The organism is Mycobacterium angelicum (genome assembly GCF_002086155.1).
GTDB classification, from domain to species: domain Bacteria; phylum Actinomycetota; class Actinomycetes; order Mycobacteriales; family Mycobacteriaceae; genus Mycobacterium; species Mycobacterium angelicum.
Genome location: NZ_MVHE01000039.1, coordinates 12764 through 39463 on the forward strand (window position 1 = coordinate 12764; position 26700 = coordinate 39463).

A 26700-nucleotide genomic window follows, 5' to 3' on the forward strand; every position below is an offset into this window, starting at 1 on the left:
CCATATTGACGGTAGTGGGTCAGTTTCAGCGTGTCGCGAGTGTCGGGATCTGGCCTATCTCAACTTGGTGGCTTGCTTGGCGGATGCGCGTTCCGCCGCTGCTTTGATTCGGCGAAATATCTCTGGGTCGCGGTCTCCGATTAGGTGACCAGCCGTTCGCGGATGCAAGGGGCGCTCGCCCCGGAAGATCTCCACATGGTTCAGGTCTGCCAGCGAACGCTTCCAGAGGTGGACTTTTGACTCGTTCGTGAAGGAGCCACGCACAGCCTGCAACTCCTTGCACGTCGCCACCCATCGGTAGGGCGAGTCCCTGATGAGCTGGTACTCGATGGCCCGGGTGACACAGGCAGCGACCCAGTCGGCGAACTGGATATTGGAACTTAGCTGGCTATCGACATGCATCGGCGGCTCGATGATCCGCTTCATTTCGGGAAAATCAGCTGCGCGGCCAAGAATATGGCTATACATCCTCGGAAGCCGCTCAGCGCGGGTCTTCTCGTTGATCTGGTCGATCATCACCAAGACATTGGCGTCCTGGGAATCTGCGTGCCGCGCAATCCGGTTGAGAGCTTCACGCATTGCATGCGTCTCACGCTCATCGGTATCGAGCCGCGTCTGCTTGGGCGTCCCCAGCGGCTTCTCGTTCGCGTAGTAAAACAGCCACCCTCCGCACTCGCGACGCAGACGCTGGACAAGCCCATTGAATACGCGGACCTGGTTGTCGTAGAGCTCCAAGGACTTGGGCCTGAAGATCTCCGAGCCCTTGCGTTCCCAGCGCCCCGGATGTTCGGCTTCGGCGATCTCCTTGGCGAAAATTTCTCGCTTGCGTTCGGTGAAGATCCGACCGAAGGTTCGCGCCTTGGTAGCCGGCACAATAAACCCCGCATAGCCGAAGGCGGGGCTGGTATTGAAGCGGTTATGGTCCCGCGACACGAACGCACCCGTCTCGCCAACTTCATCGATGTAGGCGAGCAGCACGGAGAGATTATGACCCAAACCACAGAAGCCCACGTCAAGACGTGGGCTTCCCGGATTAGCGCTCGGGGAACTATTCCATCCCTAGCTACTGACACCGAAGCATAGCTACGTATACCCGGGGCGACAAGTGGACATTCCAGGGTGTACAGCGCTGTGAGCGGATGGGTTTATGCCTGAGCGGTCACGCAAGCGTCCACGGGACTCGAACGCGCTCGCCGCAGCCATCGTGAACCAAGCTACCGACGAGACGCCAGAGCCAGAGCCCGACGACGGAAAAGATCCCGCTCTGGTAGCCCTGGGCCGGAAGGGTGGCCTCAAAGGCGGTAAAGCCCGCGCTGAGAAGCTGACGCCCGAGCAGCGATCAGCCGCCGCTAGGAAGGCCGCTGCCGCGCGGTGGCACTCGGAGGCGTGAACCAGCCGCCAATACCGGAGCGCCGCCCGATCAAAGACTGCGGGTTTGCGACTCGCGTTGGCTCGCTCACGAAACCTGACGCTCGCTGGCCCGGCTGATCTGACCTACCTACGCGCTTTCGCGTGGTCGGGGTGAAGCTGCCGTTCAGCATCGCGGCGAGTTCGGTTACGGCGACGTGTGGACCTGGACGGCGCTGTGCGTCGACACCAAGCTTGTGCCGAGCTGGTTGGTTGGTGTGCGCACTGCTCTCGACGCCGAAGTCTTCATGCGCGATTGGCATCTCGACTCGACAACCGGGTCCAGCTCACAACGGACGGGCTGCGTCTCTACGTGAATGCGGTAGAAACGGCTTTCGCTGGCGACATCGACTACGCGGTGCTGCACAAGCTCTACGACGCGCCCGGCGGTGCCGACAACGAGCGTCGCCCGCCGTCTGCACCGGAATCGAGATTCGGAAGATCAACGGCGAGCCCAATATGGATAAGGCCAGTACGTCATACGTGGAGCGCCAAAACCGGGTTCAGCAAAAAGGTGGAGAATCTGGCGCACGCCGTGTCGCCGCACTACATGAACTACAACTTCGCTCGACCCCACGCCACACTCACCAAAGACGCGGGAGGGCATAAGGTTACGCCCGCGATGGCAGCTGGAATCGAAAATCGCCTTTGGACCGCCCATGACATCGCCGCGCTACTCGACTGGGGCGCGTTAGTCTATTCGACTTCGCCTGTGGCGGACTTCCCGATAGGTAGCCAGCATGTCAGCTCACCATCCGTCGCGTTCTTGGCGCGGCTGCGCAATGTGCAAACCACACAAACGGCGAGGTGCCGGTCGCGCCGCGACAGAACCCACCGCAGTGCTACGCAAGCTCGGCAAGAAACGCCGCATCACCCGCCGCAGCCTCGGCACTTAACGCGCCGCGCGGTCGGCCTCCCCGATTCAAGCTGACCTTTCAAACTGACCCACAGCCATATTGACGCAAAAGTAGATCGCGGTCGGTCCGGCGTGCAATGATCCGGCTCTGTGGCGGAACCTCTCGAGAACGAAACGTTCGCGGCGCCGCGGCAGCTGATTGCGATCTTGCTGTTTGTGGTGCCGCTGAGCCAGATTCCGCTCGACCTCTATACACCGGCGTTGCCGCAGATGGCCCTCGACCTGCGCGCCTCATCGGCTGCCATGCAGAACACGGTCACGGCCTACGTCCTGGGCATGAGCCTGGCGTTCTTGCCCGTGGGAATCATCTCCGACGCCCGCGGCCGCAAGCCGGTATTGCTGAGTTGCCTGGGCATCGTCATCGCGATGAGCCTGGTGTGCGCGCTGACCACCAGCGTGCCGCTGCTGCTGGGCGCGCGCTTTGTCCAGGGCGCGGCGGCGTGCGCGTGCATGGTGGTTTCTTTCGCGATCGCCGCGGACTGCTTTCGCGGCAGCCGGCTGACGTCGGTGTCCGGCCTGCTGGGCACCGCGTGGGGGCTGGCGCCGGTGCTGGCGCCCGCAGCCGGGGGCGTGCTGGTCCAGTACCTCTCCTGGCGGCTGGTGTTCGTCGGCATCGCCGTGCTCGCGTTGCTGGCCGCGGTGCTGGTCGCGCTGGCCCTACCCGAAACGCTTGCGCGCGAACACCGTTCACCGATCAATATCGCCGCGACCGGCCGGGTGACGGCCGACGCGCTGCGGCACCCGGTGTTCGTCAGCTTCGTGCTGGTGTTCGGCCTGATCGCCGCCGCACAGCTGGCCTTCGGTGTGGCCGGTCCGTTTCTCTATCAGGAAAACCTCGGGTTCTCCCCCGCGGCCTACGGGATGATGGCGCTGATCGTCGGTGCGGCCAACCTGTGCGGCGAGCTGGCCTGCGGCATCCTGGCCGTGCGGCTGTCGACGCGCCGGCTGGCCATGAGCGCGCTGACGGTGTACGGGATCGGCACCGCGGTGCTGCTCGGTTCGAGTTTGCTGATTGGCAACAACGCCTGGGCGCTCACCGTCGGCGCGTGCCTTGCGCTGTTGGGTTGCGGCGAGCTCTGCCCGCAGATGTACGGCGAAGCCATCGGTCTGTTCACCCGCAACCTCGGGTTGATCGGCGGCCTGGTCAGCGCCGGCAGCTACCTGATCATCACCGTCGGAATGTTGGTCGTCGGCGCCCTGCCCGAGTACTCGCCGGCCCCGATGGGATGGCTGTATTTGGGTTGCGGCGTGATTTCATTCGCGCTGCTCGCCTGGGCCACGGCCAGGCACCAACAGAGCCGGCAACAATCATTGGAAGGGGAATCGAATGGCTAGTCACATTCACCTGGGCCACGTATTCCATATCGCCGGCGCCCCCCTGGTCACCGGCGCCGCCGACGCTCTGGTGTCAATTCCCGACGGCGCGTTGGTCATTGGCGACGACGGCCGCGTCGAGTTCTGCGGCGAACGTGCGGAGATTCCGGCCCGGTATCAATCCGCACCCACCTCCGACCACCGGCCGGGCTTTCTGCTCCCCGGCTTCGTGGACACCCACGTGCATTTCCCCCAGATCTATGCCGGCGACTCCTACGGCGGCGGCCAGCTGCTGGAGTGGCTGACCCAGTGCGTGTATCCGTCCGAAGCCCGCTTCGCCGACCCCGATTTCGCCCGGCAGGCAGCCGTCACCTTCTGCGATCGGCGCATCGCGGTGGGGACCACCGCGGCCATGGTCTTCGGCTCCGCCTTCCCGCACGCGCAAGACGCCTTGTTCACCGAGACGCAGCGCCGCGGACTGCGGATGGTCAGTGGCCGCGGCATCCAGACCACCGGTCCCGACGCCGCGGCACGGCTGATCACCTCCGAGGACGATGCCGTCCGGCTGACCCGCGAGGAGATCGAACGATGGCACGCCGCGGACACCGGTGCGGCGAATACCGCTCGGCTGCACGTGGCGATCGTGCCACGCTTTTCCCTCGCGGTGAGTACCCAAACGCTGAAAAGCCTTGGCGAGCTTTATGATTCGGTGCGCCACCGCGGGGTTTACTTCCACAGCCACCTCAACGAGAACAATCGTCCGGGCACCGGTGAGGTGGACGAAACCAAACAGAGGTTTCAGGTCGACTCGTACCTGGACACCTACGACGGCAAGTTCCTGCCCCGTTCGGCCGTCGGCGGATCCAGCCTGCTCGGGCGGCGCACCATCCTGGCGCACGCGGTGCACTGCCAGGACGTCGAGCTACAGCGCATGGCCGAGACCGGCACTTCGATCGCGCACTGCCCGATCTCGCAGCAGTTCCTGGGATCGGGCACCATGCCCTGGTTGCGCACGGTGGCATCGGGGGTGAACATCGCTGCCGGAACGGATTTCGGCGGCGGCGACGAGTGGCTGATTCCCAAGGTGATCGGCGCGGCGTTCAAGGTACACATCTCCGAACCGGGCGAAGCCGGGGTCTCCATGCACCCGGCCGAGATGCTGTTCCTCGGAACCTTGGCCGGCGCAAGGGCTTTGGATATGGAGGACCGCTTCGGCAATTTCGACGTGGGCAAGGAGGCCGACTTCGTCGTCATCGATCCCAGCCGGACGCCGGCGCTGAAAGCGGCGCTGACGTACGGCGCGCGCTCGGCCGACCCGGTTATGGCCCGCGACCAGACGCTGTTCGGGCTGCTGATGGGAATCCGCGAGACGTCGGTGGCCGAGACTTACGTGCATGGCCGCCGGCTGGAATCCATCGGCGACTGATCAGGGCGCCGCGTCCTTTTTTGACCTGACCGGTTGAGCACTGGGCTGCTGCCGGATCAGGTTGCCGCGCAAGCTTCCTCCCGCGGTTCGGAAGGCCACCAACACCCAAGTGGACAACAGGCCCAGGTAGGCGACGGCCGCGGCCACCTTGAAGGCCGGCAGATGGGTGTGCGCGGCCAGTTGCGAGGTGCCGGTGACGAAGGTGCCGACGGGAAACGTCAGGCTCCACCACGTGAGCGCAAACGGCATCCCGCGGCGCAGGGTCCGCACCGTCAGCGAGGTAGCCAAGGCGATCCACAAGACCGCGAACCCCCACACCGGAACTCCGAACAGGATGGCAAACGCATTCATGTCTTCGGCGATCTTCGGGTCGATCGCCCCGTACGCGGCGGCGGCACCGAGCAGCCCTGCGGCCGTTATCGATTGGCCGAGCGGGCCCAGCACGATCCACAGCGTGGGCACCCGCGCGGTGCCCGAGGTGCCGAAGTGCGTCAGCCGGGACCAGATCATCGCGATGATGTTGAAAGAGGCCACCAGCGACAATCCGAACATCGCGTAACAGCCGTAGAGCATGGTCTCGCGCCCGGTGCCCGGCGGCATGTACGGCAGCAGCAGCGCACCCGTCGCGGCCGACACCATGGGCGGCACCACCGGCATCAGCCAGCCGCCGAAGGCCGCATCGGGCTCCACCTGGTACTGGGTGAACATCAGAAACGGGATGCTCACCGCGGTGAACAGGCCGCCGAGCGTGCCGAGTGTCCACAGCGCCCAATCGAGGTCGACGGCCAAGCGGGTACCGATGAGGTCGCGGCCTATCAGCACCGCTCCCCCGCCGACCGTCATCAGCGCCATGGGGGCGGCGCCGTAGAAGTGGGCCATCTGCGGATTGCGGGCGTGGGTGCGCGCCACGGTGGGGTGGCGCAGCCAGTGCCCGCCGACCATGACGATCAGCACCGCGAGCATGGCGGTGGCGATGACCCACACCATTTCGGCGAATCCGCGCAGCCCCGGCACGTGGACGGGCAGGGCGGCACCTGCGGTGGCCACGATCCCGGTACCCATCACCGAGGCGAACCAGTTGGGACCGATGTTGCCCAGAACCTCGACGCGCGTGTGCGGGGCGGCGCCGTCGGTGCTTGCGGTGGCCATAGTTGACAGACCCTACTGCCGGTCCGGTCGCCTACACTGCCATCCGTGTTGCATCCCAGAGCCCCGCTGGTTATCGGGGTCGCCGTCGTGCTGGTGATCGCCGCGCTGGCCATGCCGATCAAGCAACGCTGCGGCACGCCGGGCCGCACCTGTGCGGCCGCGCTGGACGCGCACGGCTACGCGCATTACTACTACGAAGTGGAACCGCTGGGCGTCTTCATCATCGAAAACGTGTTCGGCTCCGATGTCGGGCTGTACTACACGTCTGGAGAAGAAGTCGTAAAGGTGCGTTAGCAATACATGTATTGCTAACCGGCAGAGCGGTTTTCGTTAACGACACACTTGCTTGGCGAACTCCACGGTAGTGGTCGACGGTGTGTTGAACTGAGATTCGAGGGTCAGCTCCGGCACCACCCGTTGATTCACGACGCCCAGTCGCTTGAGTTCGAGCATGATCTGCAGGGTGTCCGGCGCGATCCGGCGGGCGTTGGTATCGCGGTCCGGGCGCATGGATGCGTCGCCGGTGGCCAGCGTGGCGTTGATGGAAAGGTCGTCGGTGTCCTCTTCGGGTCCCAGCTCGACGAACTTCTTGCCGTTGTTGGCCACGCTGTAGTCCAGGACATAGCCGACGAAGCCCGAGGCGTGCGAACCCGTCGGCGAGTGCGGCAGCGGTTGGGCGAAGCGAATGACGAGCTCCAGCACCCCGGTGCGCGGGTGCTTGACCGCGACGGAGGCCACGGTGATGGCGTCCGGCGGCTTGGGCCCCTCCTGCAGCCGGCAGTTGAGTTGCTTGGGCAGCCGCGCCCAGTCGTCGTCGCGCGGCGACTGCGTCCAGAGCATGAACCCGACTCCGACCACGATCAGCACCAGCGCGATGGGCAACACCAGCCGCAAGGCCGCCGGCAATCCGAACCAGGTCCGCCGCGCCCCGTCAGCAAATGCCGCCAGCCGCGAGCGGGGCACCGACGGGTCGCGGCGGCGATGCTTGGTCCAGCGCTCACCGTCCCAATAGCGCTGGCCCCCGGAGCCGTCCGGATCGGGATACCAAGCCGCCGGGGGCGCGGTCGGCGCGGTCACGGGCCGACACTTTCCGGGAGCGGATCGAGGACCTGAACTCGATCACCCTTCCACTGGAATCCCACCGTCGTGAGCGTGCCGTCGTCGCACGCGTCGCAGCTCTGCCGCGACCGATATGTCAACACCACGAGGTCGACGGTGGAGGCCGGATCCTCGATCTGGGTGAACGGGTAGGCCTTGGGCGTGGCGGTCCCGACGAACGCGCCGCGATGGAACATCAGCGCCTGATCGGGCGAACTGCGGGTGGCGTCCTGCACCGTCACCACCACCGCGGACAGGTCGTCGCACGGGCCGTAGTTACTGGACTCGGGGTTGGGGTTCCACGGCTTGCCGGTTTTGCTGTCCGGAGGAATCTTGGCCAGCGCCGCAGATACCGCGGTCTTCTCGTCGGGTCCGCACCCGGCCGGGTCGGCCGCAGTGGGCGTCGGGGAGGCCGTCGGGGCGGGCGACGTCGCCGCGGGCGGCAGCGGCCGGCCTTCGGGACCCCCGCCGGTGAACATCACAACCACCGCGACGGCTACCGCAATCACCACCGCCGCGGCCAGTATCCAGCGGATAATCCCGGGCTTGCCCGACGGCGGAGTCGTGTCGAGAACATCGGACGGCTCGTAGGCAGGCGGGGGCCAGTTGGGATCGATGTCGTCAGACGCCATGCTTTCCTGAGAGCCTCCCCGTACCTCCCCGGACCGTGCCGGGCCTTGCGAGCATGGCGAATTGTAGCCAGAACATGCTGGTAGCGGAAACGCTCCGGGTGCGTGGCGGGCCGGCTGACCAGGTGCCGGGGCGGGGTGAATCTGCCCACATCACAGGTTCTGGAGTGGGGGCTTCACAGCAATCTGCCGCATACTGGACGGCATGCTACAAGCGACATCACCGCAAACCGCCGGCTGGGTGCCGGCTGGTCGGCTGGTGATCGGTCAGGCTTGTAATGGCAGGTAATCATCGCCTCCGCGCAGAACGTCAGCCGTCGCGGATGCGAAGACGGCTGACGCGCAGCTTCATGACGCTGGTATCGGCCGTCGCCCTGTTGATGACCGGAGCGGGCTACTACGTGGCCCACGGTGCACTGGGCGGGATCACCATTTCGCAGGCGCTGACCGCCGACGATCCGCGGTCCACCGGCAACAACATGAACATCCTGCTGATCGGGCTGGACTCGCGTAAGGACCAGGAGGGCAACGACCTGCCCTGGTCGATTTTGAAGCACCTGCACGCCGGGGATTCGGATCAGGGCGGCTACAACACCAACACGCTGATCCTGGTGCACGTGGGCGCCGACGGGAAGGTTGTCGCGTTTTCGATTCCCCGTGACGACTGGGTGCCCTTCACCGGGGTTCCGGGTTACAACCACGCCAAGATCAAGGAGGCGTACGGGCTCACCAAGCAGTACGTCGCCCAGCAGCTGATCAACCAGGGCGTGAGCTCCCAGCACGAACTCGAGGCCCGGGGCCGCGAAGCCGGCCGGGCCGCCACCCTGCGGGCGGTACGCAGCCTGACCGGGGTGCCGATCGACTACTTCGCCGAGATAAACCTGGCCGGTTTCTACGATCTGGCCCAAACCCTGGGCGGCGTCGACGTGTGCCTCAACCACGCCGTCTACGACTCCTATTCGGGTGCCGACTTCCCGGCCGGACCACAGCGCCTGGACGCCTCTCAGGCACTCGCGTTCGTCCGGCAGCGGCACGGACTGGACAACGGCGACCTGGACCGCACTCACCGCCAGCAGGCCTTCATCTCATCGGTCATGCATGAACTGCAGGATTCGGGCACCTTCACCAACTTCGACCGGCTCAACAGCCTGATGGCCGTGGCGCGCAAAGACGTCGTGTTATCGGCCGGCTGGGACGAGGACCTGTTCCGCCGTATGGGCGAACTGACCGGCGGGAACGTGGAGTTCCGGACGCTGCCGGTGGTGCGCTACGACAACATCGACGGCCAGGACGTCAACATCGTCGACCCGGTCGCGATCAGGGCCGAGGTGGCCGCGGCGATCGGCACCGCTTCTCCGACGACGGCACCCACCACCACCTCGGTCAAGCCGAACCCGTCCACCGTCGTCGACGTGATCAACGCCGGCAGCATCAGCGGCATGGCCACCCAGGTGTCCAGCGCGCTGCGCAAGCGCGGCTTCACCGCGGGTCAGGTTCGCGACCGCGAATACGGCGACCCGTCGGCCACCACGATCGCCTACGGCACCGGCGCGGACACCGACGCCCAGAATGTGGCCACCCTGCTTGGCATCGACGCGCCCGCGCAGCCGAATCCCAACATCGCGCCCGGACACATCCGGGTGGTGGTGGACACCAACTTCTCGTTGCCCTCACCCGAGGAGCTGACGACCACTACGTCGACGACGAGCACGACGTCCAGCAAACCCAACTCGTACTACTACAACGGCACGACCACGACCTACCCCACGCCCGATCGAGGAAAGCCGATCGATGGCGGCGGGGTGCCGTGCGTGAACTAGTGGCGACCCGCTTCGCCTAGGCGTGCGTTCCGCCGTCGATGCGGATTTCGGTGCCGGTGATGAACGCGCCGTCCTGAGACACCAGCATCGCGATCACGCCGGCGACCACCGCCGGGTCGGCAAATCCAGTGCCACTGGTAGGCAGGATCGGCAGCAACCGGGAAAACAGCTTCCAGTCCGCGTCCGGCGGAATGTACCCCGCAGTGGTGTCGGTGATCCCGGACTTGATGCTGCCCGGAGCCACGCACACCGCACGCAGCCCCCGGCTTGCGTACTCGAGCGCCAATGAATGGGTGAAGGCCTGGATCCCGCCCTTGCTCGCGGCATAAGCCGCCATGTATGGATGCGCGAACGTGGCTGAGGTGGAGCTGAAGTTGACGATCGTGCTGCGGGGGTTGTCGAGCAGTGTCGGCAGCGCTTCCCGCACCACCAGAAAGGTGCCGGTCAAGTTCACCGCGATGATCTGATTCCACATCGCGGCGCTGGTCTGGTGGGTGTGCGCGGCGCGCAGCATGCCGGCCGCGTTGACCAGCGAATCCAGGCCGCCGAGCGTGTCGACCGCGCGGCGCACCCCGTCGATCACCTGTTGTTCGTCGGCGACGTCCATCGCCAGCGCCGTGAATTGCGCACCGGCGGGGGCCTTGGCTTGCGTGGTGGCCAGCCCGTCGGCGGCGATGTCGGCGCCCACGACTGCGGCGCCCTCGTCCAGCAGCCGCAGCACGGTGGCCTGGCCGATGCCGGACCCGGCGCCGGTCACCAGAATCCGATCACCCTCAAGTCGTCGCATCCATCACATCTTTCACCAAGGGGTTCCGGACAAGGCAGGGTGAACGCCATGGACATCGGATTCATCGGCCTGGGACAGATGGGCGCGGGCATGGCCGCCAACCTGCTGCGGGCAGGTCACCGCCTCACCGTCTACAACCGCTCGCCGCAGCGGGCACAGCCCCTCGTCGAGCAGGGCGCCACTGCGGCGCGCACCGTAGCCGAGGTCGGGGGCGCCGAGGTGGTGTTCACCATGCTCGCCGACGACCAGGCCGTCTCGGACGTAGCGTTCGGCGACGGCGGTCTCACCACCTGGCTGGCGCCGGGTGCAACGCACGTGTCCGCGAGCACCATCAGCGTGGGCCTGTCCCAGAGTTTGGCCGCGGCGCATGCCGAAGCGGGTCAGCAGTATGTCGCGGCTCCGGTGTTCGGCCGGCCCGCCGCGGCCGCTGCCGCCGAGCTATTCGTTGTCGCCGCCGGCGCGCCGCAGGCGCTGCAGCCGCTGCTGCCGCTCTTCGATGTGGTGGGCCAGCGCACCTTCGTGGTGTCCGACCGGCCGCACGCCGCCAACCTGGTGAAGCTCAGCGGCAACTTCTTGTTGGCGTCTGCCATCGAGTCGATCGGCGAAGCCGTCGCGCTGGTCGGCAAGGCCGGGGTCGACGCGGGGCAGTACGTCGACATTCTCACCTCGACGCTGTTTCCGGCACCGACCTACAAGTCCTACGGCGGGCAGATCGCGCGACGGGATTTCGAGCCGGCCCAGTTCGCGGCGACCCTGGGACTCAAAGACATTCGGCTGGTGCTGGCCGCCGCCGAGGACCTGCAGGTGCCGCTGCCGGCGGCCAGCCTGTTGCGTGATCGCTTGCTGACTTTGGTCGCAACCGGTGGCGGGCAGCTGGACTGGTCGGCGATCGCGACGCTCGCCGAGCGCGACGCCGGTTCCGGTTCAGACTCAGACCACTCCGCGTAGGCCGTCGGCACCGAACACCGGTTCCAGCATCGCCGAGAAGTCCGGTCCCCGGCGGAGCATCTGGCCGCCGTCGACGTTGATGATCTGGCCGGTGATGTAGCCGGCGGCATCGCTGAGCAGGAACATGGCCAGGTTTGCGACGTCTTGGACCTCGCCGTGCCGCGGCAGCGGCGTACAAGCCAGGTAGTCTGCGCTTAACTCTGGCGAATCAGTAACGGGCGCAACAAGTTCCGTGCGGATCAGGCCCGGGCGGATGCTGTTGACCCGGACCCAGGACGCACCGAGTTCGTCGGCGGCCAACTGCATCATGTGGTCGACGGCCGCCTTGGTTACCCCGTAGGCGCCGAACCAGCGGTGAGTGTTACTGGCCGCGATCGACGAGATTCCGACGAATGACCCGCCGCCGCCGCGCACCAGCTCCCGGGCGGCGTGCTTGAGGACGTACATGGTGCCGTTGACGTTGAGGTCGACGGTGCGGCGCCACGCCTCGGAATCGATGCGGGTGATCGGTCCGATGGTCTCCGAGCCACCGGCGCAATGCACCACGCCGTGCAGCCGGCCGTGCCAGGCGGTGACGGCGTCCACCGCCCGCGCGGTCTCGTCCTCGTTGGTGACGTCGGCGGGTTCATAGCGGATGTGGCCGCCGTCGGTCGGTTGCGCTTCGATTTCTTCGACCGCGGCCGCCAGTTTGTCCGGGTTGCGCCCGACGATCATCACCGAGGCGCCGGCGGCGACCAGCCCGGCGGCCACCCCCTTGCCGATTCCACTGCCACCGCCGGTGACGAGGTAAGTCCGGTCTTGGAAGGAAAGCTGCATGGGTGTCATCGAACCACGCGCCCCGACACCGGCCACACTGCGAGGCGGGCAAACAGGCATATCACCTGCACAGAGGCCGGCACAGAAACACGGAAGCTCTTGTGGCAGAAGTGAATTCGCGAGCCCGGGCCCAGAACCGCTGTCACTTCGAGATGCCGAGCGCGCAGCGAACCGCCGCCCCGGGGTGCCGACTTGGCGGTCGGACGCTCAGACATTTTGGCGCTCTAGTCACACCGGCCACACCAGCCTCTGGCAGGAGTGTATGTATTTTTGCCCACCTCACAGCGACACCCTGCGCTGTCGCTGCGAGGTGGGCAAACAGGCATATCACCTGCACAGAGGCCCTAACCCGACGGCAGCGACTTCTAGACCGCGCAGAACAGCGCCGGTTACGGCGTATCCCGGCGGGCAATCTGCGTCGGCCGCGCGGTACGCCAGTCTTCGACATCTGGCGGCAAGCCGACCGGAAACCTGTTCTCGTTGTGCGCCGCCCAGTGCGCATGCCCCAGCTCGTGAACGTGAAACGCGTGCCGCAACGCCTCGGTGAAGCCCATCGCGTCGGACGCGGCGTTGACCGAATCCTTGACCAGCAACGAGGCCATCGTCGGACGCTCGGCGATGCGCCGGGCGAACTCCAGCGTCTTGTCGGCCAGCTCGTCGACCGGAAAAACCTTGGATACCATGCCAAGCCGGTAAGCTTCGTCGGCGTCCAGCGAATCACCGGTCAACAACAGCTCTTTGGCCTTGCGCGGCCCGAATTCCCAAGGGTGGGCGTAATATTCGACGCCGGGCATACCCAGCCGTACCGCCACCACGTCGCTGAACCTCGCATTGTCGGCGGCGACGATCAGGTCGCAGGCCCAGATCAGCATCAGCCCCGCCGAGATCGCGTTGCCCTGCACCGAGGCGATAGTAATCTTGCGCAGATCCCGCCAGCGGCAAGTGTTTTGGAAGAAGAAGTGCCATTCCTGGTGGTACAGCTTCTCCACGATCGGCTCCAGGGTGGCGCCGTGCGATCGATAGGTTGGGTGCTGATCGGGCCCGGGTTTGCGCTCTAATATCGCCGCATCGGAGCCGAGGTCATGGCCGGCCGAGAAGTTCTTGCCCCGCGCGGCCAGAATCACCACCCGCACGGTGTCGTCGGCCTCGGCACGGGCGAACGCCTCGTCAAGCTCAACCAACAGGGTGCGATTCTGCGCGTTGTGCTCGGCGGGCCGATTGAGCCAGATCCGGGCGATGCGCCCCTCGTCGAGGGTTTCGTAGTCCACCGTCATTGCGCCCACCTTGTTCTCCTCAGCTCGGCCGTCTTTACAGATTACGGCCGGTATGTAAGCCATGCGGCGGTGGGCTAGGCGTTATCGCTGACGGTGAGGTTGGCGGTGAGGTTGGCGCTGACCCATTCGATGACCTCACCGACGGTCTCCAGTGGAGAACTCGGGTCGTGCAGCCGCGTCTGCAAATGGGATTCCAGGGTGGCGACCAGCTCCATTTTGCGGGGCGAGTCGTAGCCGAGATCGTCGACGAGGTGGGACTCGACGCTCACCGGCGCCATCCGGTCTGGCGCCAGCCTGGCAACAACGGACAGTACTGATTGTTCGACTGAGTTCACCCGAAAAGTTCCTTCGCTGCGACATGGCGGATTTTGCCCGAGGGCGTTTTGGGGACCTTCCCCTTGCCGACCAGCAGCACGTTCGGGCTCAAACCCGTTGCGCTGCGCACCCGCTGGGTGACCTGCCGGCGTATCTCATGACTGACGTGGCTCGGATACTCCTCGTTGGTTTCGGCGACGATCCTGATCTCCTCGCGTCGGTCCGGCAGCGTGACACCGAAGGCAACCACCCCGCCGCGTCGGATGCCGTCGGCGGATGCGGCCAGGCGCTCGATGTCGGAGGGAAAGATGTTGCGCCCGGCCACGATGATGACATTCTTGCGGCGCCCACACACGACGATTTCGCCGTCGTCGGTGAGGTAGCCGAGGTCACCGGTGCACAACCAGCCCTCGGCGTCAACGGCGGCGACTTCACCTTCGACGGTCAGGTAATACGGGGACACCGCGTCGCCGCGGATCGCGATCTCGCCCATGTGCCGCGCCGGCAGCGTGCCGCCGTTCTCGTCGGCAACCCGAACCTCGATCCCGGACATCGGCGCTCCCAGCAGCACGACGTCGCGCTTCGGCGCCGCGCAGTCGCAGCCCGTCGCCGCCCGGCCATGATTCTCCAGCTCTGCGGTGCACACCGTCTCGACCGCAAGGGGCTGGTGTACGGGGGCAAACGACACCGCCACCGTCGCCTCGGCGAGGCCGTATGCCGCGCCAACCGCCGAATCCCGCAGCCCGAAGCGGGCACCTTGCCGGGAGAACTCGTACATGGTGGCCGGATCGATGGGCTCGGCGCCGGAGACGACGAGTCGCAGCGCGCTGAGATCGTAGGCGCCGTCGGCGACGGCATTGAGCCGGCGGCTGACGATCGAGTAGGCGAAATTGGGGGCCGCGGTGATGGTGGCCCGCTGGTCGCTCAGCACCTGCATCCACTTCAGCGGCGACCTCACGAATTCGGTCGGCGGAATGCACACCGCACTGTTGCCGGCCCACATCGGCGAGATCAGGTAGACGATCAACCCCATGTCGTGCGACAGCGGCAACCAGCTCATCGTGACGTCGACGTCCGGGTCGATCTCCACCACGGCCACCATGGCCTCGACGTCTGCGAACAGATTGCGATGGGTGATCGCCACGGCCTTGGGGTCGCCGGTCGAACCCGACGTCAACTGGTAGAGCGCGACGTCGTCCTCGTCGGTGCACACCTCTGCCGCGTCGGCGGCCGGCTCCACGTCGCGCCAGGTCTCGGGAATTTCGATCACCCGGTACCCCGACGCCCGCAAGGTGTCGGCGAGCGGCAGGAAGGGCTGGCCGACGACGACGCAGTGGGCACCCAGCAGGCTCAGCGCGCGCAACGTGCCGGCATGCCATTCGGCAAGGTCTGCATTAGGGGTCGGCTGCTGCAGCATCGTGACGGCCGCGCCCGCCTTCCAGATGCCCTGCAGGACGGGAGCGACATCCTCGGCGTTGACGGCCAGCACGCTCACCTTGCTGCCGCGGGTGACGCCGTCGGCGGCCAGCCGGGCGGCCACCCTGGATGCCGTCTGATGGATGTCGCCCCAGCTCGCGAAACGCAGCTCGTCCGCGGCGCCGAAACGCAGACCGTTGGAGGAATTCGCGGCCACTTTGGCAATACCGTCGGTAAACCTACTCATTTGATTGACGAGTCCTATCTGCAAAGTCAGCGGCATTGCTGACGGGTCGATAATGGCGCTCGATAATTGAGGGTTTGTTGAACGTGCTCAGCCGTCCGTGCATCAGCCGGGTGATTGCGCGCTGTGCACGGCGGCGGCGATGACGTCGACGGCTCGCTCGATCTGAGCGGGCGTGTGAGTGGCCACTACGCTGCACCGCATCAGGGCCTGGTTCTCCGCGACCGCGGGCGGCAGTGCCAGCGAACAGAACACGCCGTTGTCGAAGGCGTGGTTCCAGGCAGCGATCGCGTGGCTCTCCTGTCCGATCCATACCGACACATGCGGGCACACCGTGTGTGACCCGTCGCCGCGAACGATCGCGCCGCGCACCGTCAGCCCCCGAGAGACCAGGCCGTCCCGCAAGGCCTCGGCGTTGGCCAGTACCGCGGCCGCACGCTGTGCTCCCTCCTGGCTGCGGATGATGCCGATCGCGGTGGCGCTCGACGCTATGGCCGCCGGCGCGGCCGTCGCGGTGAACATATGGGATCCGGAGTACAGCTTGAGCACATCGATCAGATCCCGCGATCCCACGATGTATCCACCGGTGGAGGCGAGCGCTTTCGACATGCCGCCCATCAACACGTCGACGTCTTTCATGCAGCCGAATTCCTCGGCCATACCGGTTCTTTGGGCTCCGAACACCCCTACGCTGTGCGCCTCATCCACGTAGAGGCCGACGTTGTATTTGTTGGCAAGCGCGGCGATCTCCGCCATCGGCGGCACGTCGCCGGACATCGAGTACAGTCCGTCGATCGCGATCAGCTTGTTGCCGCCGCGGTCGGCGGTGCGAATCAGATTGCGTTCCAGCGCGTCCAGGTCATTGTGCGGAAAATATCGAGAACTGGCGCCCGACAGCCGGATGCCGTCGTGGATCGACGCGTGCGCTTCGGCGTCCGGAAAGGCTAGGTCGGCCGCACCCAACAGCGCCGAAAGCGCGCCGAGGTTGGCCATATAGCCGCCGGTGTAGACCAGGGCCGCCTCGGTGCCGTGCCAGGCGGCGAGCAACTCTTCGAGCTCGACCTTGATCTTCAAGGTGCCGCAGAATGGCGGTGCGCCTTCGCACGACGGCCCGTATAGCTCGGTCGCCCGATGCGCGGCCTCCTTCAACCGGGGATCACCGCCCAGGCCCAGCGAATTGTTCGAGCCGAACATTAACCGGGTTTGTCCTTCCATGACCGCGGTCGGTCCCGGAGCGGCCTCCAGTACCCGGAAGAACGGCAATTGATTGCGAGCGCCGTAGGCGCGCAGACTGGCCAGTCGACGGTCGTGTTCTGCCCGGGTGTGAATATTCAGCTTCGACGTGTGCAACACGCGATCATTAGACACCTCGTTTAGGCCCGCTAACAATAGGATTCGCGGAAAGGTTGTCTCAGCGCAACAGTGAATACATCCGAAGTACCGGGCAATCGTCCCAATTCGCCATGCCGGCCGACCCGACGCGCGTAGCGTCCAGATCTTCGAGTCGCCTTGCAAGGAGGACGATCATGGCTCCGATCGAATCCGATTTCTATGTCGTCGGCGCCGGATATGCCGGAATGACCGCCGCGCACCGGCTGCATAGAGCGGGGAACTCGGTGACCGTGCTGGAAGCCGGACCACGCATCGGCGGCCGCACCTGGACGGCGACGATGTCGGATGGCACGCTTTTCGAGATCGGCGGTCAATGGGTGGCCGACGCCGAAGCCCAGCCCGACGTGCGCCGGCTCATGGACGAATTCGGCATCGAGGCCTACGGGCAATGGGATCGGGGCAATACGACGCCCATGATTCGAATCCGCTGAAATCGCTGCCACCGATTTCCATGGGCGCGAAGCTGGATCTGGGCAAAGCCATACTCAGCATGGAAAAGATGTCGGAGGCCGTCGACCCCGAAAAGCCATGGGACGACGTCAAATTCCCGTTCACGGTGAGCTTGGGGCCCAACACCACCCGAGAGGCCGACCGCATAACCGTTCAGTCGTGGTTCGACCTGAACATGATCACCAAGGAAGCCGCAGCACTGCTAGGAGCGGCGATAGTCGGATACACCGGCGTGGAACTCGGGGCCTGCTCGCTGCTGCACTGGCTATTCGTGCTCAAGACCTACCGGAGCAAAATTTTCAACATGAGCGGCCAGGCCGCGGGGCAAGCGCAGCAGTACCGGGTTCGTGGCGGCATGCAGCAAATGGCGGATCGGATCGCCGAGGAGTTGGGTCCCGGCGGCGTACAGCTCAACACGCCGGTCCGCCATATTGCGCAGGACGGCAATGGCGTGACGGTGAGCGCGCAGAACATCATCGTCCGGGCGCGCCGCGCCATCGTCGCGACGAATATCTCCATGACGAACTTCATTCAGTTCGACCCGATCCTGCCGCCCGACCGCGCTCAATTACAGCACCGCGTGCCGACGGGCTCGTTCTGGAAGATTTGGCTCTGCTACGACGAGGCGTTCTGGCGCAAGCGCGGCCTGGTCGGTGAATCCATTTCGATCTACCCCGGCGACTACAGCCCGAACGCCCGCGAATCCGGATTTGACGAAAAAAGTGACAAGCCGGGCCTGATGAGTGTTTTTCTGGCCGGCGATAAGGCTCGCGAATTCAATCAACTGACCCGCGCCGAACGCAAGTTACAGGTGCTCAAAGAGATGTCTCATCGATTTGGTGCCGACGGCGGGCAACTCTCGGAACACATTCACTTCCCCGCTGTTTTGCCGCAGAATCCAGAGCCGGATTCCTACTTCGAATTCAACTGGTCGATGGACGAATGGACCCGCGGCGATTTCGCCGGCTGCATGCCGCCCGGAGTGTGGACCGGTACCGGATTCGGCCCTGCGGTGCGCGAGCCGGTTGGCCGGGTGCACTGGGCGGGCGTGGATACCGCGACGTATGCGTACCACTGCGTCAGCGGCGCCGCGCAATCGGGCGAGCGTGCGGCAAACGAGGTACTGAGCGCGGATTGAGCCGCTTGGCTTACAGTTGTGTAATGCCCACCAAAACTGACCATGGTGAAATCGGCGACGTGGAACCGCTGGCCGACAGCACCGCGAGCCAGGCCAGGCGTGTTGTCGCCGCGTATGCGAACGACGCCGATGAGTGCCGTGTCTTCCTGTCGATGCTTGGTATTGGGCCGGCGAAGCTCGAGAGCTAATGGCTCCCAAGGGGAGCCCCAAAAGCCCTAAAGGGGGCGACTCCGACTTCGTGGTGGTCGCCAACCGTCTGCCCGTCGATCAGGAACGCCTGCCCGACGGCACCACCACCTGGAAACGCAGCCCGGGCGGACTCGTCACGGCGCTCGAGCCGTTGCTGCGCAAACGCCGCGGCGCCTGGGTGGGCTGGCCCGGTGTGGTCGATGCCGACGAGGATCCGATCGATCAGGACGAACTGCGGCTGCAGCCGGTACAGCTATCCGCCGACGACGTCGCCGAGTATTACGAGGGCTTCTCCAACGCCGCGCTGTGGCCGCTCTACCACGACGTCATCGTCAAGCCGATCTATCACCGCGAATGGTGGGACCGCTACGTCGACGTCAACCGCCGATTCGCCGAGGCCACCTCCCGCGCGGCCGCCCAGGGCGGGACGGTCTGGGTGCAGGACTACCAGCTGCAGCTGGTGCCGAAGATGCTGCGCGAGATGCGCCCCGATCTGACGATCGGGTTCTTCCTGCACATTCCGTTCCCACCGGTCGAGCTGTTCATGCAGATGCCGTGGCGCACCGAGATCATCGAAGGCCTGCTGGGCGCCGACCTGGTTGGGTTCCATCTGACCGGCGGAGCCCAGAACTTTCTGTTCCTGGCTCGACAATTGTTGGGCGTCAACACTTCCCGTGCATCCGTGGGCGTTCGGTCCCGATTCGGTGAGGTGGAGCTGGCAACGCGCACGGTTCGGGTGGGCGCCTTCCCGATCTCCATCGACTCCGGCGCGCTCGACCAGGCGGCCCGCGACCGCGACGTCCGGCGCCGGGCCCGGGAGATCCGCGCGGAACTGGGCAATCCGCGCAAGATCCTGCTCGGCGTCGACCGGCTGGACTACACCAAAGGCATCGACGTCCGGCTGAAGGCCTTCAACGAGCTGCTGGCCGAGGGCCGCGCCAAGCGGGACGACACGGTTCTCATCCAGCTGGCCACCCCAAGCCGCGAGCGGGTCGAGAGCTATCAGCTCCTGCGCAACGACATCGAACGTCAGGTCGGCCACATCAACGGCGAGTACGCCGAGGTGGGCCACCCCGTGGTGCACTACCTGCATCGGCCGGTGCCGCGCAACGAACTGATCGCGTTCTTCGTGGCCAGCGACGTCATGCTGGTCACCCCGCTGCGCGACGGGATGAACCTGGTGGCCAAGGAGTACGTCGCCTGCCGCAGCGACCTGGGCGGCGCGCTGGTGCTATCCGAATTCACCGGCGCCGCAGCCGAACTACGTCAGGCCTATCTGGTCAACCCGCACGACACCGAAGGGGTCAAGGACGCCATCGAGGCCGCGCTCACCCAGACGCCCGAGGAGGGCCGGCGCCGGATGCGCGCGATGCGCCGACAGGTGCTGGCCCACGACGTGGACCGCTGGGCGCGGTCATTTCTCGACGCGCTCGGCGAAGCGCATCGCTGAGGACCCGACAAGCCCGTGTGATGGAGTCAAATGACTCTATGGGGACGCCCCATCCGCGAAGACACTTGACGCTGGATTGCGGTGCCGCCGTTCTCCCGAATCTTAGGGAGTCAAATGTCTTTTGTAAGTGCCTCGCCTCAGCTAATGGCAGCTGCGGCTGGGGAATTGACGAGCATCGGTTCCATGATCGAGACAGCGAGCGCGGCGGCCCTGGCACCGACCACCGGCATGTTGGCAGCGGGCGGCGATGAAGTCTCCGCAGCCATCGCGGCGGTGTTCGGCACACACGGGCAGACCTATCAGGCGCTAAGCGCGCAGGCAACGGCGTTCCACAGACAGTTTGTTCAGGCCTTGACCTGGGGAGCGAATGCGTATGCCGCCGCCGAAGCCACGAACGCGTCGCCGTTGCAGAACCTCCAGCAAGGCATCCTCAATGCGGTAAACGCGCCCACGGAGTTTGCGTTGGGCAGGCCCTTGATCGGCGACGGCGCCGCCGGAGGGCCCGGACAGAACGGTGGCGCGGGGGGACTGCTCTACGGCAACGGCGGGGCCGGCGGAGCCGGCACAGCCAGCCATCCCGACGGCGGCAACGGCGGGACCGCCGGGCTATGGGGCAACGGCGGCGCCGGCGGGACCGGTTACACGTCCACCGTCGCCGGCCACACCGGCGGCAACGGCGGACACGGGGGCGGCGCCGGGCTGCTGAACGGCAACGGCGGCGCCGGCGGTCTGGGCGGCAATGGCGGCCCGAGCGGCGGCCACGGCGGCAACGGCGGCGCCGGCGGAAGTGCCGGGCTGGTTGGCAACGGCGGCCTCGGCGGCAATGGCGGCCAGGGCACTATCGGTAGCAGCGGCAACCCCACCGCCCACCAGACAAGCCAGGCGGCCGCCGGCGAAGACGGCACACACTTCGCCACTATCGGGGGTGGCGGCGGCAACGGCGCCGACGGCGGCGTCACCGGGCAGGCGGGCGGCAACGGCGGCGCCGGCGGCGAGGGAGTTGGCACGACCAACGGTACGTACACCGCCGGCGGCGTTGGTGGCAACGGCGGCGACGGCGCGGCGGGCGCGCCAGGCGGCAATGGCGGCACGGGTGGGGCCGTCATCAACGGCGGCGGTGGCGGACAGGTGGTCGGCGGCAACGGTGGCAACGGCGGCAACGGCGGCGACGGCGCCCCCGGTGGCAATGGTGGCGACGGCGGCCAGATGTACTCGACAGGAATCGACGGCGGCCAGGGCGGCAACGGCGGCGCCGGCGGCAAAGGCGGTGTAGGTGCCAGCGGCGGCAATGGCGGCAATGGCGGTGCGGGTTACCCAGGCGCAGGCTCGTACGGCGGCTGGGGTGGCCCGGGCGGCCCCGGCGGCCCCGGCGCCTCGGGTGGCAACGGCGGCGGTGGTGGCATCGGCGGAGCGGGCGGCAGCGGCGGGATGCTGTACGGCAACGGCGGCAACGGCGGTATCGGAGGTTTCGGCGGCGCCGGCGGTAACGGCAGCGCGGGCGGCCACGGTGGCAACGGCGGTAACGCCGGCACCGGCAACGACAACTTTTCCGCTGGCGGCCCTGGCGGTGCCGGTGGTAGTGGCGGCAACGGTGGCGACGGCGGCGACGGCGGTAACGGGGGCGCCGGCGGCGGACATGGCCTCTTCGGCCAGTCCGGCCAGGCCGGCGACGGCGGCAAGGGCGGCGGTGGCGGCGGATTCGGCAACGGCGGGGCCGGTGGCGAAGGCGGCAAGGGCCACTTTTTCGCCAACCAGGGCAGAGACGGCACCTACGGTGTTGTGGGCAACGCGGGCAGCGACGGCCTTTCCGGCTAACCGCGGGCTTCGCGGCGGCTGCCGAGCGGCAGCAAGCGGTGGTCTCGGGTGAACACCAGACCGACCAGTCCGAGTGCGACGACGACGGTGGTGGTCGCCACCGAGCCGAGGATGAGGAACATCACCACCGCCTGCACCAGCACGGCCTGAACCGGGGGCACTCCGGCGAGGATGAGTCCGGTCATGGCGCCCGGCAAAAACACCAGCCCGGTGGCTTTGGTGGTTTCGATCTGTGGGGATATCGCCGATCGCAATGCGATCCGCAAGTAGGGGGCGGCGGCCTGGCGCGACGGCTGGCCGAGGGCGAGCCGCGCTTCGACCTCGTCACGCTTGTCGCGCAACTCGTCGACCAGACGGCGGGCGACGAGCACCATCGCGGTCATCGAGTTGCCGATCATCATCCCGGCGATCGGCACCAGGGTTCTGGCCTGCAGCGGGAACACCCGCAGTCCGAAGATCACGCCCAGGCTGATCGCGGCCGCCGCGGTGAAGGCGACGATGGCCAGCGGCGCCAGTCGCGGCACCTCCGGCGCGCGCCGGCGCGCGACGTCGCCGGCATAGGCGATCATGGCGGCCGTCCACGCCCAGGACCACCACAGCGACCGGCCCGGCTCGAAGATCAGCGTCAGGGCACCGCCGACGAGCAACAACTGCACCAGCGCGCGAGCTGCCGCCCACAGCACTTGACGCTCCAGGCCCAATCGCTGCCACAACGAAATGGCCGCGGCCAGCACCACCAGGGCCAGCGACGTCGCCAGGCCCACCCAGCCGACTTGGCCGTTCACCGCGACCCCCGACCGTTGGGCACGCACCGGCCCTGCTGGATGTGCAGCACGCGATCGGCGACCCGCTCCACCTGGGCGGGATCGTGCGTCACCCACAGGGCCGCGATTCCCTCGCCGGCCAGCTCGCGTACCGCGCGCTCGATCACTTCGGCCGCTTCGGCGTCGACGGCTGAGGTGGGCTCGTCGAGCAGCAGCACCTGTGGTTGGGCCATCAGCGTGCGGGCCAGACACATCCGCTGCGCTTCGCCGCCGGACAGCGCTGACGCGTCGCGGTCCAGCCACGATCCGCTTAGCGCCACCCGCTCCAGCGTTTCGCGCATCCGCGGTTCGTCAGCCTCCGGCTCGGCGACGCGCAGATTGTCAGCCACGGTTCCGGGAAACGGCGTCGGCCGCTGGAAGCACATTCCCACCCGGCGGCGCAGCCACAGTGGGTCGATATCGGCAATGTCCTTGCCGCAGAACGACACTCGCCCGCTGGTGGGAATCTCAAGACGATTACACAACCGCAGCAGGGTTGACTTCCCCGATCCCGACGGCCCGAAGACCGCCGTTATCCCGCGCGCCGGAACGCTGGCGGTGAATCCGTCCAGGGCACGCACCCGGTCACGTTCGACGACGACGTCGTCGAAACCGAACACCGGGTCGTCGTCCACCTGTCCGCCTCTCCACCTGTCCGTCTGTTGGCATGTTCGCCTGTCCGCGACCGGGTAGGCTCGGTTCCGAAGACTATCGGAACACGATATCGGAGTCCGAGTTGGCGGTTACAGGTTCGGCCCGGCGCCTGCTGCGTGCCGAGGGGCCACCCGCGGTGATCTGCATACGGCTGTTGGTGGGCTTGGTGTTTCTCAGCGAAGGCATCCAGAAGTTCCTGTATCCACATCAGTTGGGGCCGGGCCGCTTTGAGCGGATCGGGATCCCCGCCGCCACGTTCTTCGCCAACCTGGATGGGGTGGTCGAAATCGTCTGCGGCACTTTGGTATTGCTCGGGCTGCTGACCCGGCTCGCCGCTGTTCCGCTGCTCATCGACATCGTCGGCGCGATCGTGTTGACCAAGCTCCCGGAGTTGCGGCCCGGCGGATTAATGGGCGTGTCGGGCTTTTGGGGCATGGCCCATGATGCGCGGACAGATCTGTCCATGCTGCTCGGGTTGATCTTCCTGCTGTGGGCCGGCCCCGGCCGGTGGTCAGTGGATGCGCGGCTGGCCTCGCGATAGTTATCCCGGGTTCCGATGCCGCAACAGCGCGACCAGAGCCCAGACGGTGCTCACGAAGACCAGACCGAAGAAAGCTCCCCGGACGTAGACGCCCCATACGGTGAAAACCTGAAATGCGTTGTGCAGTGTGCTGATATCGCTGTCGGTTACAGTCCCCACATGTTGCATGATCGGGGCGGCGATGACCGTCGACCCGATTGCGCCCAGCACCGATCCCACGGCCAGGTAGATCGGATACCTGGCCGTGCGCGGTGCCGCCGCATCCCGTCGATAGGCGATGGCGGCGCCGATCACCAATCCCCACCACAGGATTGCGCCGACGGGATAGACGAGGTCGCCGTTACCCAGATCGGCCTGGCGACTGTAGTCGGCCCAGGCCGATACGCCAAGGCGCTGCCAGGCGGGAGTGGCGACCAACGACCGGTCCAGCAGCGACCCGAAAAGACCTCCGACCAGAACGGCCGCCATGGTGAGCGTCTCGGTCAGAGACAGGCGGCGCATCGATTGCTCAGTCATCGTCCACTCCTTGGGCGCGTGGTGAATTCACTCGCAAGCCCGCCAGCATCAGGTCGACGACGGTGTCGAGTTCGTCGGCGGGCGCATCGGCGAGCCGCCACATCACCACGGTGAATAACATTGTGCGAGCGGCGGTTTCGGCTTTGTGTTCGCGCAGTTCGCCAACTGCGACCCGGGCTCGGAGATACTGCGCCAGCAACGTCTCGGCCTCCCCCGTCAGCGCCGCCATTTCCGCCCGCATCTCGGGGTGGGTCTGCGAGCGCGCCATGACCACTCGCAGCAGGTCGATTCGCTCGCTCAATCGCGCATAGAGCCCACGGACCAGCGCCGGCAAGAACTCGGATGCGGGCCGGCTCGGTGCGATCGCCGACGCGGCCCGGATCTCGGGAAGGAATCCGTGCTTTTCGACGGCAGCAGCCAGTAGTGCTTCCTTATTAGGGAAGTAGTGATAGATCAGCGCCGGTGCCACGCCCGCTTCCGCGCCGATGTCCTTGATGCTGGCACCGTCGACTCCGCGGCGCGCGAAGACCACTAGCGCCGCGTCCACCAGACGTTCCCGGCGCGACGAATCGGTCCCGCTCGAATGGTTTGATTGATTGATCAATCGAATATCTCACCCAGCGGAGCTCTCCGCAAGAGTCGGCTACAGCGGCGTCGCGGCCAGAGTCCGGCCTGTACGTATCGGACTCCGATATCGTGGTACGAGTGTCTGCTACGAAAGTGCAACGGCGTGACCGTTAGTCGACGCGAGCTGCTCAAGTGGAGTGCCGTTACGGCCGCCGGCCTGGCGGGTTGCTCGGACAACCCGCACGACGGCAAGGCCGATTACACCTTGCACATCGGCCAGTCGGACGTGGAGGTCGCGCCGGGCAAGGTCGTCACGACCACCACCTACAACGGCCAGTTCCCCGGGCCACTGCTGCGCTTCACCGAGGGCAAGCAGACCCGGATCGACGTATACAACGACACCGCCACCCCGCAGCAGTTGCACTGGCACGGTCAGCACCTTCCGGTCGATGTCGACGGCTCCGCCGAAGAAGGCACGCCGTTCATCGCCGCCAAGGGCATGCGCCGAATCTCGTTCACTCCCGGCCCATCCGGGTTCCGCTTCTACCACACCCACCTCAACCCGGGCGCCGACCTGACCGGCGGGCAATACGGCGGCCTGGTGGGCCCCGTCTACATCGGGCCAAAGACCGAGCCCGGCGGTTACGACCACGAAGTGTTCCTGACGCTCAAGGAGTTTGAACCCGCACTGAGCCAGGGCGGTGACATGCCCGGCGGCTTTCTGGCCGGCGACCCGGTCGCCGAGCTGAGGGACAAAGGCGAGCAGGCCATGGACGCCGCCCTGGCCTCCGGACTGCCGCACGGCTACGAGGTGGGCTATGAGGTCTTCACCGTCAACGGCCGCAGCCTGGGCCACGGCGATCCCATTCGGGTGCGTACCGGCGAGCGGGTGCTGTTGCACGTGCTCAACGGCAGCGCCGGCGAAAGCCGCAGCCTGGCATTGCCCGGACACACCTTCACCGTCGTCGCGCTGGACGGCAACCCGGTGCCCAAACCCGTTGCGGTGCCGGTGTTATGGCTCGGAGCGGCCGAGCGCATCTCGGCGACCGTGCAGATGGACAACCCCGGCGTCTGGATTCTCGGCGACCTGTCCGACGGGGATCGCCAGGCCGGGATGGGGATCGTCGTCGAATACGCGGGCCGCACCGGCGAGCCCCAGTGGACGCCACCGCCACCGTTTCAATGGGACTATCGCGTGTTCGGCACCGGCGCCAATCCCCCGGCGCCCGATCACGTCATCGACCTGCTCATCGAGAAACGCAACGCCGCAAGCAACGGGTTCAATCTGTGGACCCTGAACGGCACTCCGTTCGCCATGGACTCCAACCGGCCCGTCCTCGACATCGTGCACGGACAGCGCTACCGGCTGCGCTTCCGCAACGCCACCGACGACATTCATCCGATGCACCTGCATCGGCACACGTTCGAAATCACCAATGTCGCAGGCACTTCCACCGCAGGCGTGCGCAAAGACGTGGCGATGGTGGGCGGCTATCAGATCCTGGAGGTCGACTTCGTGGCCGACCAGACCGGGCTGTCGCTGTTGCACTGCCACCAGCAGATCCACATGGACTTCGGTTTCATGATGCTCTTGCGCTGTTTCTGAGCGGGCACCCCGTAGAATCG

At 66.3% G+C, this 26700-nt stretch carries 27 protein-coding genes and 1 pseudogene; 14 read left to right on the forward strand and 14 right to left on the reverse strand.

The features are described 5' to 3' along the window. Positions 1–54: 54 nt before the first annotated feature. Complete coding sequence (locus tag BST12_RS19570) at positions 55–978, reverse strand: DUF3800 domain-containing protein (protein WP_083114791.1); 924 nt, start codon at positions 976–978, stop codon at positions 55–57. Between the two features lie 226 nt (positions 979–1204). Between BST12_RS19570 and BST12_RS19575 the strand changes: the two genes are divergently transcribed. From BST12_RS19575 to BST12_RS19585, 4 genes and pseudogenes are all read left to right on the forward strand, one after another. Further along, complete coding sequence (locus BST12_RS19575; protein WP_211281311.1) at positions 1205–1390, forward strand: hypothetical protein; 186 nt, start codon at positions 1205–1207, stop codon at positions 1388–1390. 145 nt (positions 1391–1535) lie between these two features. After that, positions 1536–2089: pseudogene (locus BST12_RS34925) on the forward strand (IS1 family transposase); the annotation flags it as partial. A gap of 324 nt (positions 2090–2413) precedes the next feature. Further along, positions 2414–3658, forward strand: coding sequence for a multidrug effflux MFS transporter (locus BST12_RS19580; protein ID WP_139801785.1), 1245 nt, complete (start codon positions 2414–2416; stop codon positions 3656–3658). Next, on the forward strand, positions 3651–5063 hold the full coding sequence (locus BST12_RS19585) for a guanine deaminase (protein WP_083114793.1): 1413 nt from the start codon (positions 3651–3653) through the stop codon (positions 5061–5063). Before BST12_RS19580 ends, BST12_RS19585 begins: the two co-directional genes overlap by 8 nt. Here BST12_RS19585 and BST12_RS19590 read toward each other — a convergent pair whose 3' ends face one another. Then, on the reverse strand, positions 5064–6212 hold the full coding sequence (locus BST12_RS19590; protein WP_083114794.1) for a TDT family transporter: 1149 nt from the start codon (positions 6210–6212) through the stop codon (positions 5064–5066). It lies immediately after the preceding gene. A gap of 111 nt (positions 6213–6323) precedes the next feature. On the opposite strand from BST12_RS19590, the gene BST12_RS19595 reads away from it, so the two are divergent. After that, positions 6324–6506 (forward strand): hypothetical protein, encoded by a 183-nt coding sequence (locus tag BST12_RS19595; RefSeq protein ID WP_372511104.1) that lies wholly within the window; start codon positions 6324–6326, stop codon positions 6504–6506. Positions 6507–6542: 36 nt separating this feature from the next. On the opposite strand, the gene BST12_RS19600 is transcribed toward BST12_RS19595, so the two are convergent. Continuing rightward, positions 6543–7289, reverse strand: coding sequence for a DUF2510 domain-containing protein (locus BST12_RS19600; RefSeq protein ID WP_083114795.1), 747 nt, complete (start codon positions 7287–7289; stop codon positions 6543–6545). Continuing rightward, positions 7286–7942 carry an LppP/LprE family lipoprotein gene (locus tag BST12_RS19605; RefSeq protein WP_083114796.1) on the reverse strand — a complete coding sequence of 219 codons (657 nt, stop codon included), beginning with the start codon at positions 7940–7942 and terminating at the stop codon, positions 7286–7288. The genes BST12_RS19600 and BST12_RS19605 overlap by 4 nt, the downstream gene beginning before the upstream one ends. Positions 7943–8217: 275 nt before the next feature. Between BST12_RS19605 and BST12_RS19610 the strand changes: the two genes are divergently transcribed. Further along, positions 8218–9759, forward strand: coding sequence for an LCP family protein (locus BST12_RS19610; protein WP_083114797.1), 1542 nt, complete (start codon positions 8218–8220; stop codon positions 9757–9759). 16 nt (positions 9760–9775) lie between these two features. On the opposite strand, the gene BST12_RS19615 is transcribed toward BST12_RS19610, so the two are convergent. After that, positions 9776–10546 (reverse strand): SDR family NAD(P)-dependent oxidoreductase, encoded by a 771-nt coding sequence (locus tag BST12_RS19615; protein ID WP_083114798.1) that lies wholly within the window; start codon positions 10544–10546, stop codon positions 9776–9778. A gap of 48 nt (positions 10547–10594) precedes the next feature. Between BST12_RS19615 and BST12_RS19620 the strand changes: the two genes are divergently transcribed. Further along, the gene (locus BST12_RS19620; RefSeq protein WP_083114799.1) at positions 10595–11494 is read left to right on the forward strand and encodes an NAD(P)-dependent oxidoreductase; all 900 of its coding nucleotides are present in this window, start codon (positions 10595–10597) and stop codon (positions 11492–11494) included. Here the strand turns inward: BST12_RS19620 and BST12_RS19625 are convergent. The 5 genes from BST12_RS19625 to BST12_RS19645 form a co-directional block, all read right to left on the reverse strand. Then, complete coding sequence (locus BST12_RS19625) at positions 11477–12310, reverse strand: SDR family oxidoreductase (RefSeq protein ID WP_083114800.1); 834 nt, start codon at positions 12308–12310, stop codon at positions 11477–11479. The two genes, BST12_RS19620 and BST12_RS19625, sit on opposite strands and share 18 nt — an antisense overlap. A 389-nt stretch (positions 12311–12699) precedes the next feature. Next, positions 12700–13584: an enoyl-CoA hydratase gene (locus tag BST12_RS19630; protein ID WP_139801786.1), complete on the reverse strand. Its 885-nt coding sequence runs from the start codon at positions 13582–13584 to the stop codon at positions 12700–12702. Positions 13585–13658: 74 nt separating this feature from the next. Continuing rightward, positions 13659–13919, reverse strand: a complete 261-nt coding sequence (locus tag BST12_RS19635) for an acyl carrier protein (RefSeq protein ID WP_083114802.1) — start codon at positions 13917–13919, stop codon at positions 13659–13661. Continuing rightward, positions 13916–15562 (reverse strand): fatty acyl-AMP ligase, encoded by a 1647-nt coding sequence (locus BST12_RS19640; RefSeq protein ID WP_083114824.1) that lies wholly within the window; start codon positions 15560–15562, stop codon positions 13916–13918. Before BST12_RS19640 ends, BST12_RS19635 begins: the two co-directional genes overlap by 4 nt. Positions 15563–15664: 102 nt before the next feature. Beyond that, positions 15665–16912: an aminotransferase class I/II-fold pyridoxal phosphate-dependent enzyme gene (locus tag BST12_RS19645; protein WP_083114803.1), complete on the reverse strand. Its 1248-nt coding sequence runs from the start codon at positions 16910–16912 to the stop codon at positions 15665–15667. A 110-nt stretch (positions 16913–17022) separates the two neighbouring features. On the opposite strand from BST12_RS19645, the gene BST12_RS19650 reads away from it, so the two are divergent. From BST12_RS19650 to BST12_RS19665, 5 genes are all read left to right on the forward strand, one after another. Further along, complete coding sequence (locus BST12_RS19650; protein WP_083114825.1) at positions 17023–17382, forward strand: FAD-dependent oxidoreductase; 360 nt, start codon at positions 17023–17025, stop codon at positions 17380–17382. A gap of 194 nt (positions 17383–17576) precedes the next feature. After that, positions 17577–18539 carry a flavin monoamine oxidase family protein gene (locus BST12_RS19655; RefSeq protein ID WP_170062162.1) on the forward strand — a complete coding sequence of 321 codons (963 nt, stop codon included), beginning with the start codon at positions 17577–17579 and terminating at the stop codon, positions 18537–18539. Between the two features lie 23 nt (positions 18540–18562). After that, positions 18563–18727, forward strand: a complete 165-nt coding sequence (locus BST12_RS31015; RefSeq protein WP_139801788.1) for a hypothetical protein — start codon at positions 18563–18565, stop codon at positions 18725–18727. Beyond that, positions 18727–20178, forward strand: a complete 1452-nt coding sequence (locus BST12_RS19660; protein ID WP_083114805.1) for an alpha,alpha-trehalose-phosphate synthase (UDP-forming) — start codon at positions 18727–18729, stop codon at positions 20176–20178. Before BST12_RS31015 ends, BST12_RS19660 begins: the two co-directional genes overlap by 1 nt. A 114-nt stretch (positions 20179–20292) precedes the next feature. Continuing rightward, positions 20293–21993, forward strand: coding sequence for a PE family protein (locus BST12_RS19665; protein ID WP_083114806.1), 1701 nt, complete (start codon positions 20293–20295; stop codon positions 21991–21993). Here the strand turns inward: BST12_RS19665 and BST12_RS19670 are convergent. Continuing rightward, the gene (locus BST12_RS19670; RefSeq protein ID WP_083114826.1) at positions 21990–22778 is read right to left on the reverse strand and encodes an ABC transporter permease; all 789 of its coding nucleotides are present in this window, start codon (positions 22776–22778) and stop codon (positions 21990–21992) included. The genes BST12_RS19665 and BST12_RS19670 overlap by 4 nt on opposite strands. Further along, entirely contained in the window at positions 22775–23431 is a 657-nt protein-coding gene (locus BST12_RS19675) for an ABC transporter ATP-binding protein (RefSeq protein WP_083114807.1), read from the reverse strand. Before BST12_RS19675 ends, BST12_RS19670 begins: the two co-directional genes overlap by 4 nt. A gap of 131 nt (positions 23432–23562) precedes the next feature. Between BST12_RS19675 and BST12_RS19680 the strand changes: the two genes are divergently transcribed. Then, positions 23563–23991: a DoxX family protein gene (locus BST12_RS19680; RefSeq protein WP_083114827.1), complete on the forward strand. Its 429-nt coding sequence runs from the start codon at positions 23563–23565 to the stop codon at positions 23989–23991. Here BST12_RS19680 and BST12_RS19685 read toward each other — a convergent pair whose 3' ends face one another. Both BST12_RS19685 and BST12_RS19690 read right to left on the reverse strand, forming a co-directional pair. Continuing rightward, positions 23992–24507: a hypothetical protein gene (locus BST12_RS19685; protein ID WP_083114808.1), complete on the reverse strand. Its 516-nt coding sequence runs from the start codon at positions 24505–24507 to the stop codon at positions 23992–23994. Next, positions 24500–25054 carry a TetR/AcrR family transcriptional regulator gene (locus tag BST12_RS19690; protein WP_170062163.1) on the reverse strand — a complete coding sequence of 185 codons (555 nt, stop codon included), beginning with the start codon at positions 25052–25054 and terminating at the stop codon, positions 24500–24502. The genes BST12_RS19685 and BST12_RS19690 overlap by 8 nt, the downstream gene beginning before the upstream one ends. Positions 25055–25237: 183 nt before the next feature. On the opposite strand from BST12_RS19690, the gene BST12_RS19695 reads away from it, so the two are divergent. After that, positions 25238–26680, forward strand: a complete 1443-nt coding sequence (locus BST12_RS19695) for a multicopper oxidase family protein (RefSeq protein WP_083114810.1) — start codon at positions 25238–25240, stop codon at positions 26678–26680. The last annotated feature ends 20 nt before the right edge of the window (positions 26681–26700 follow it).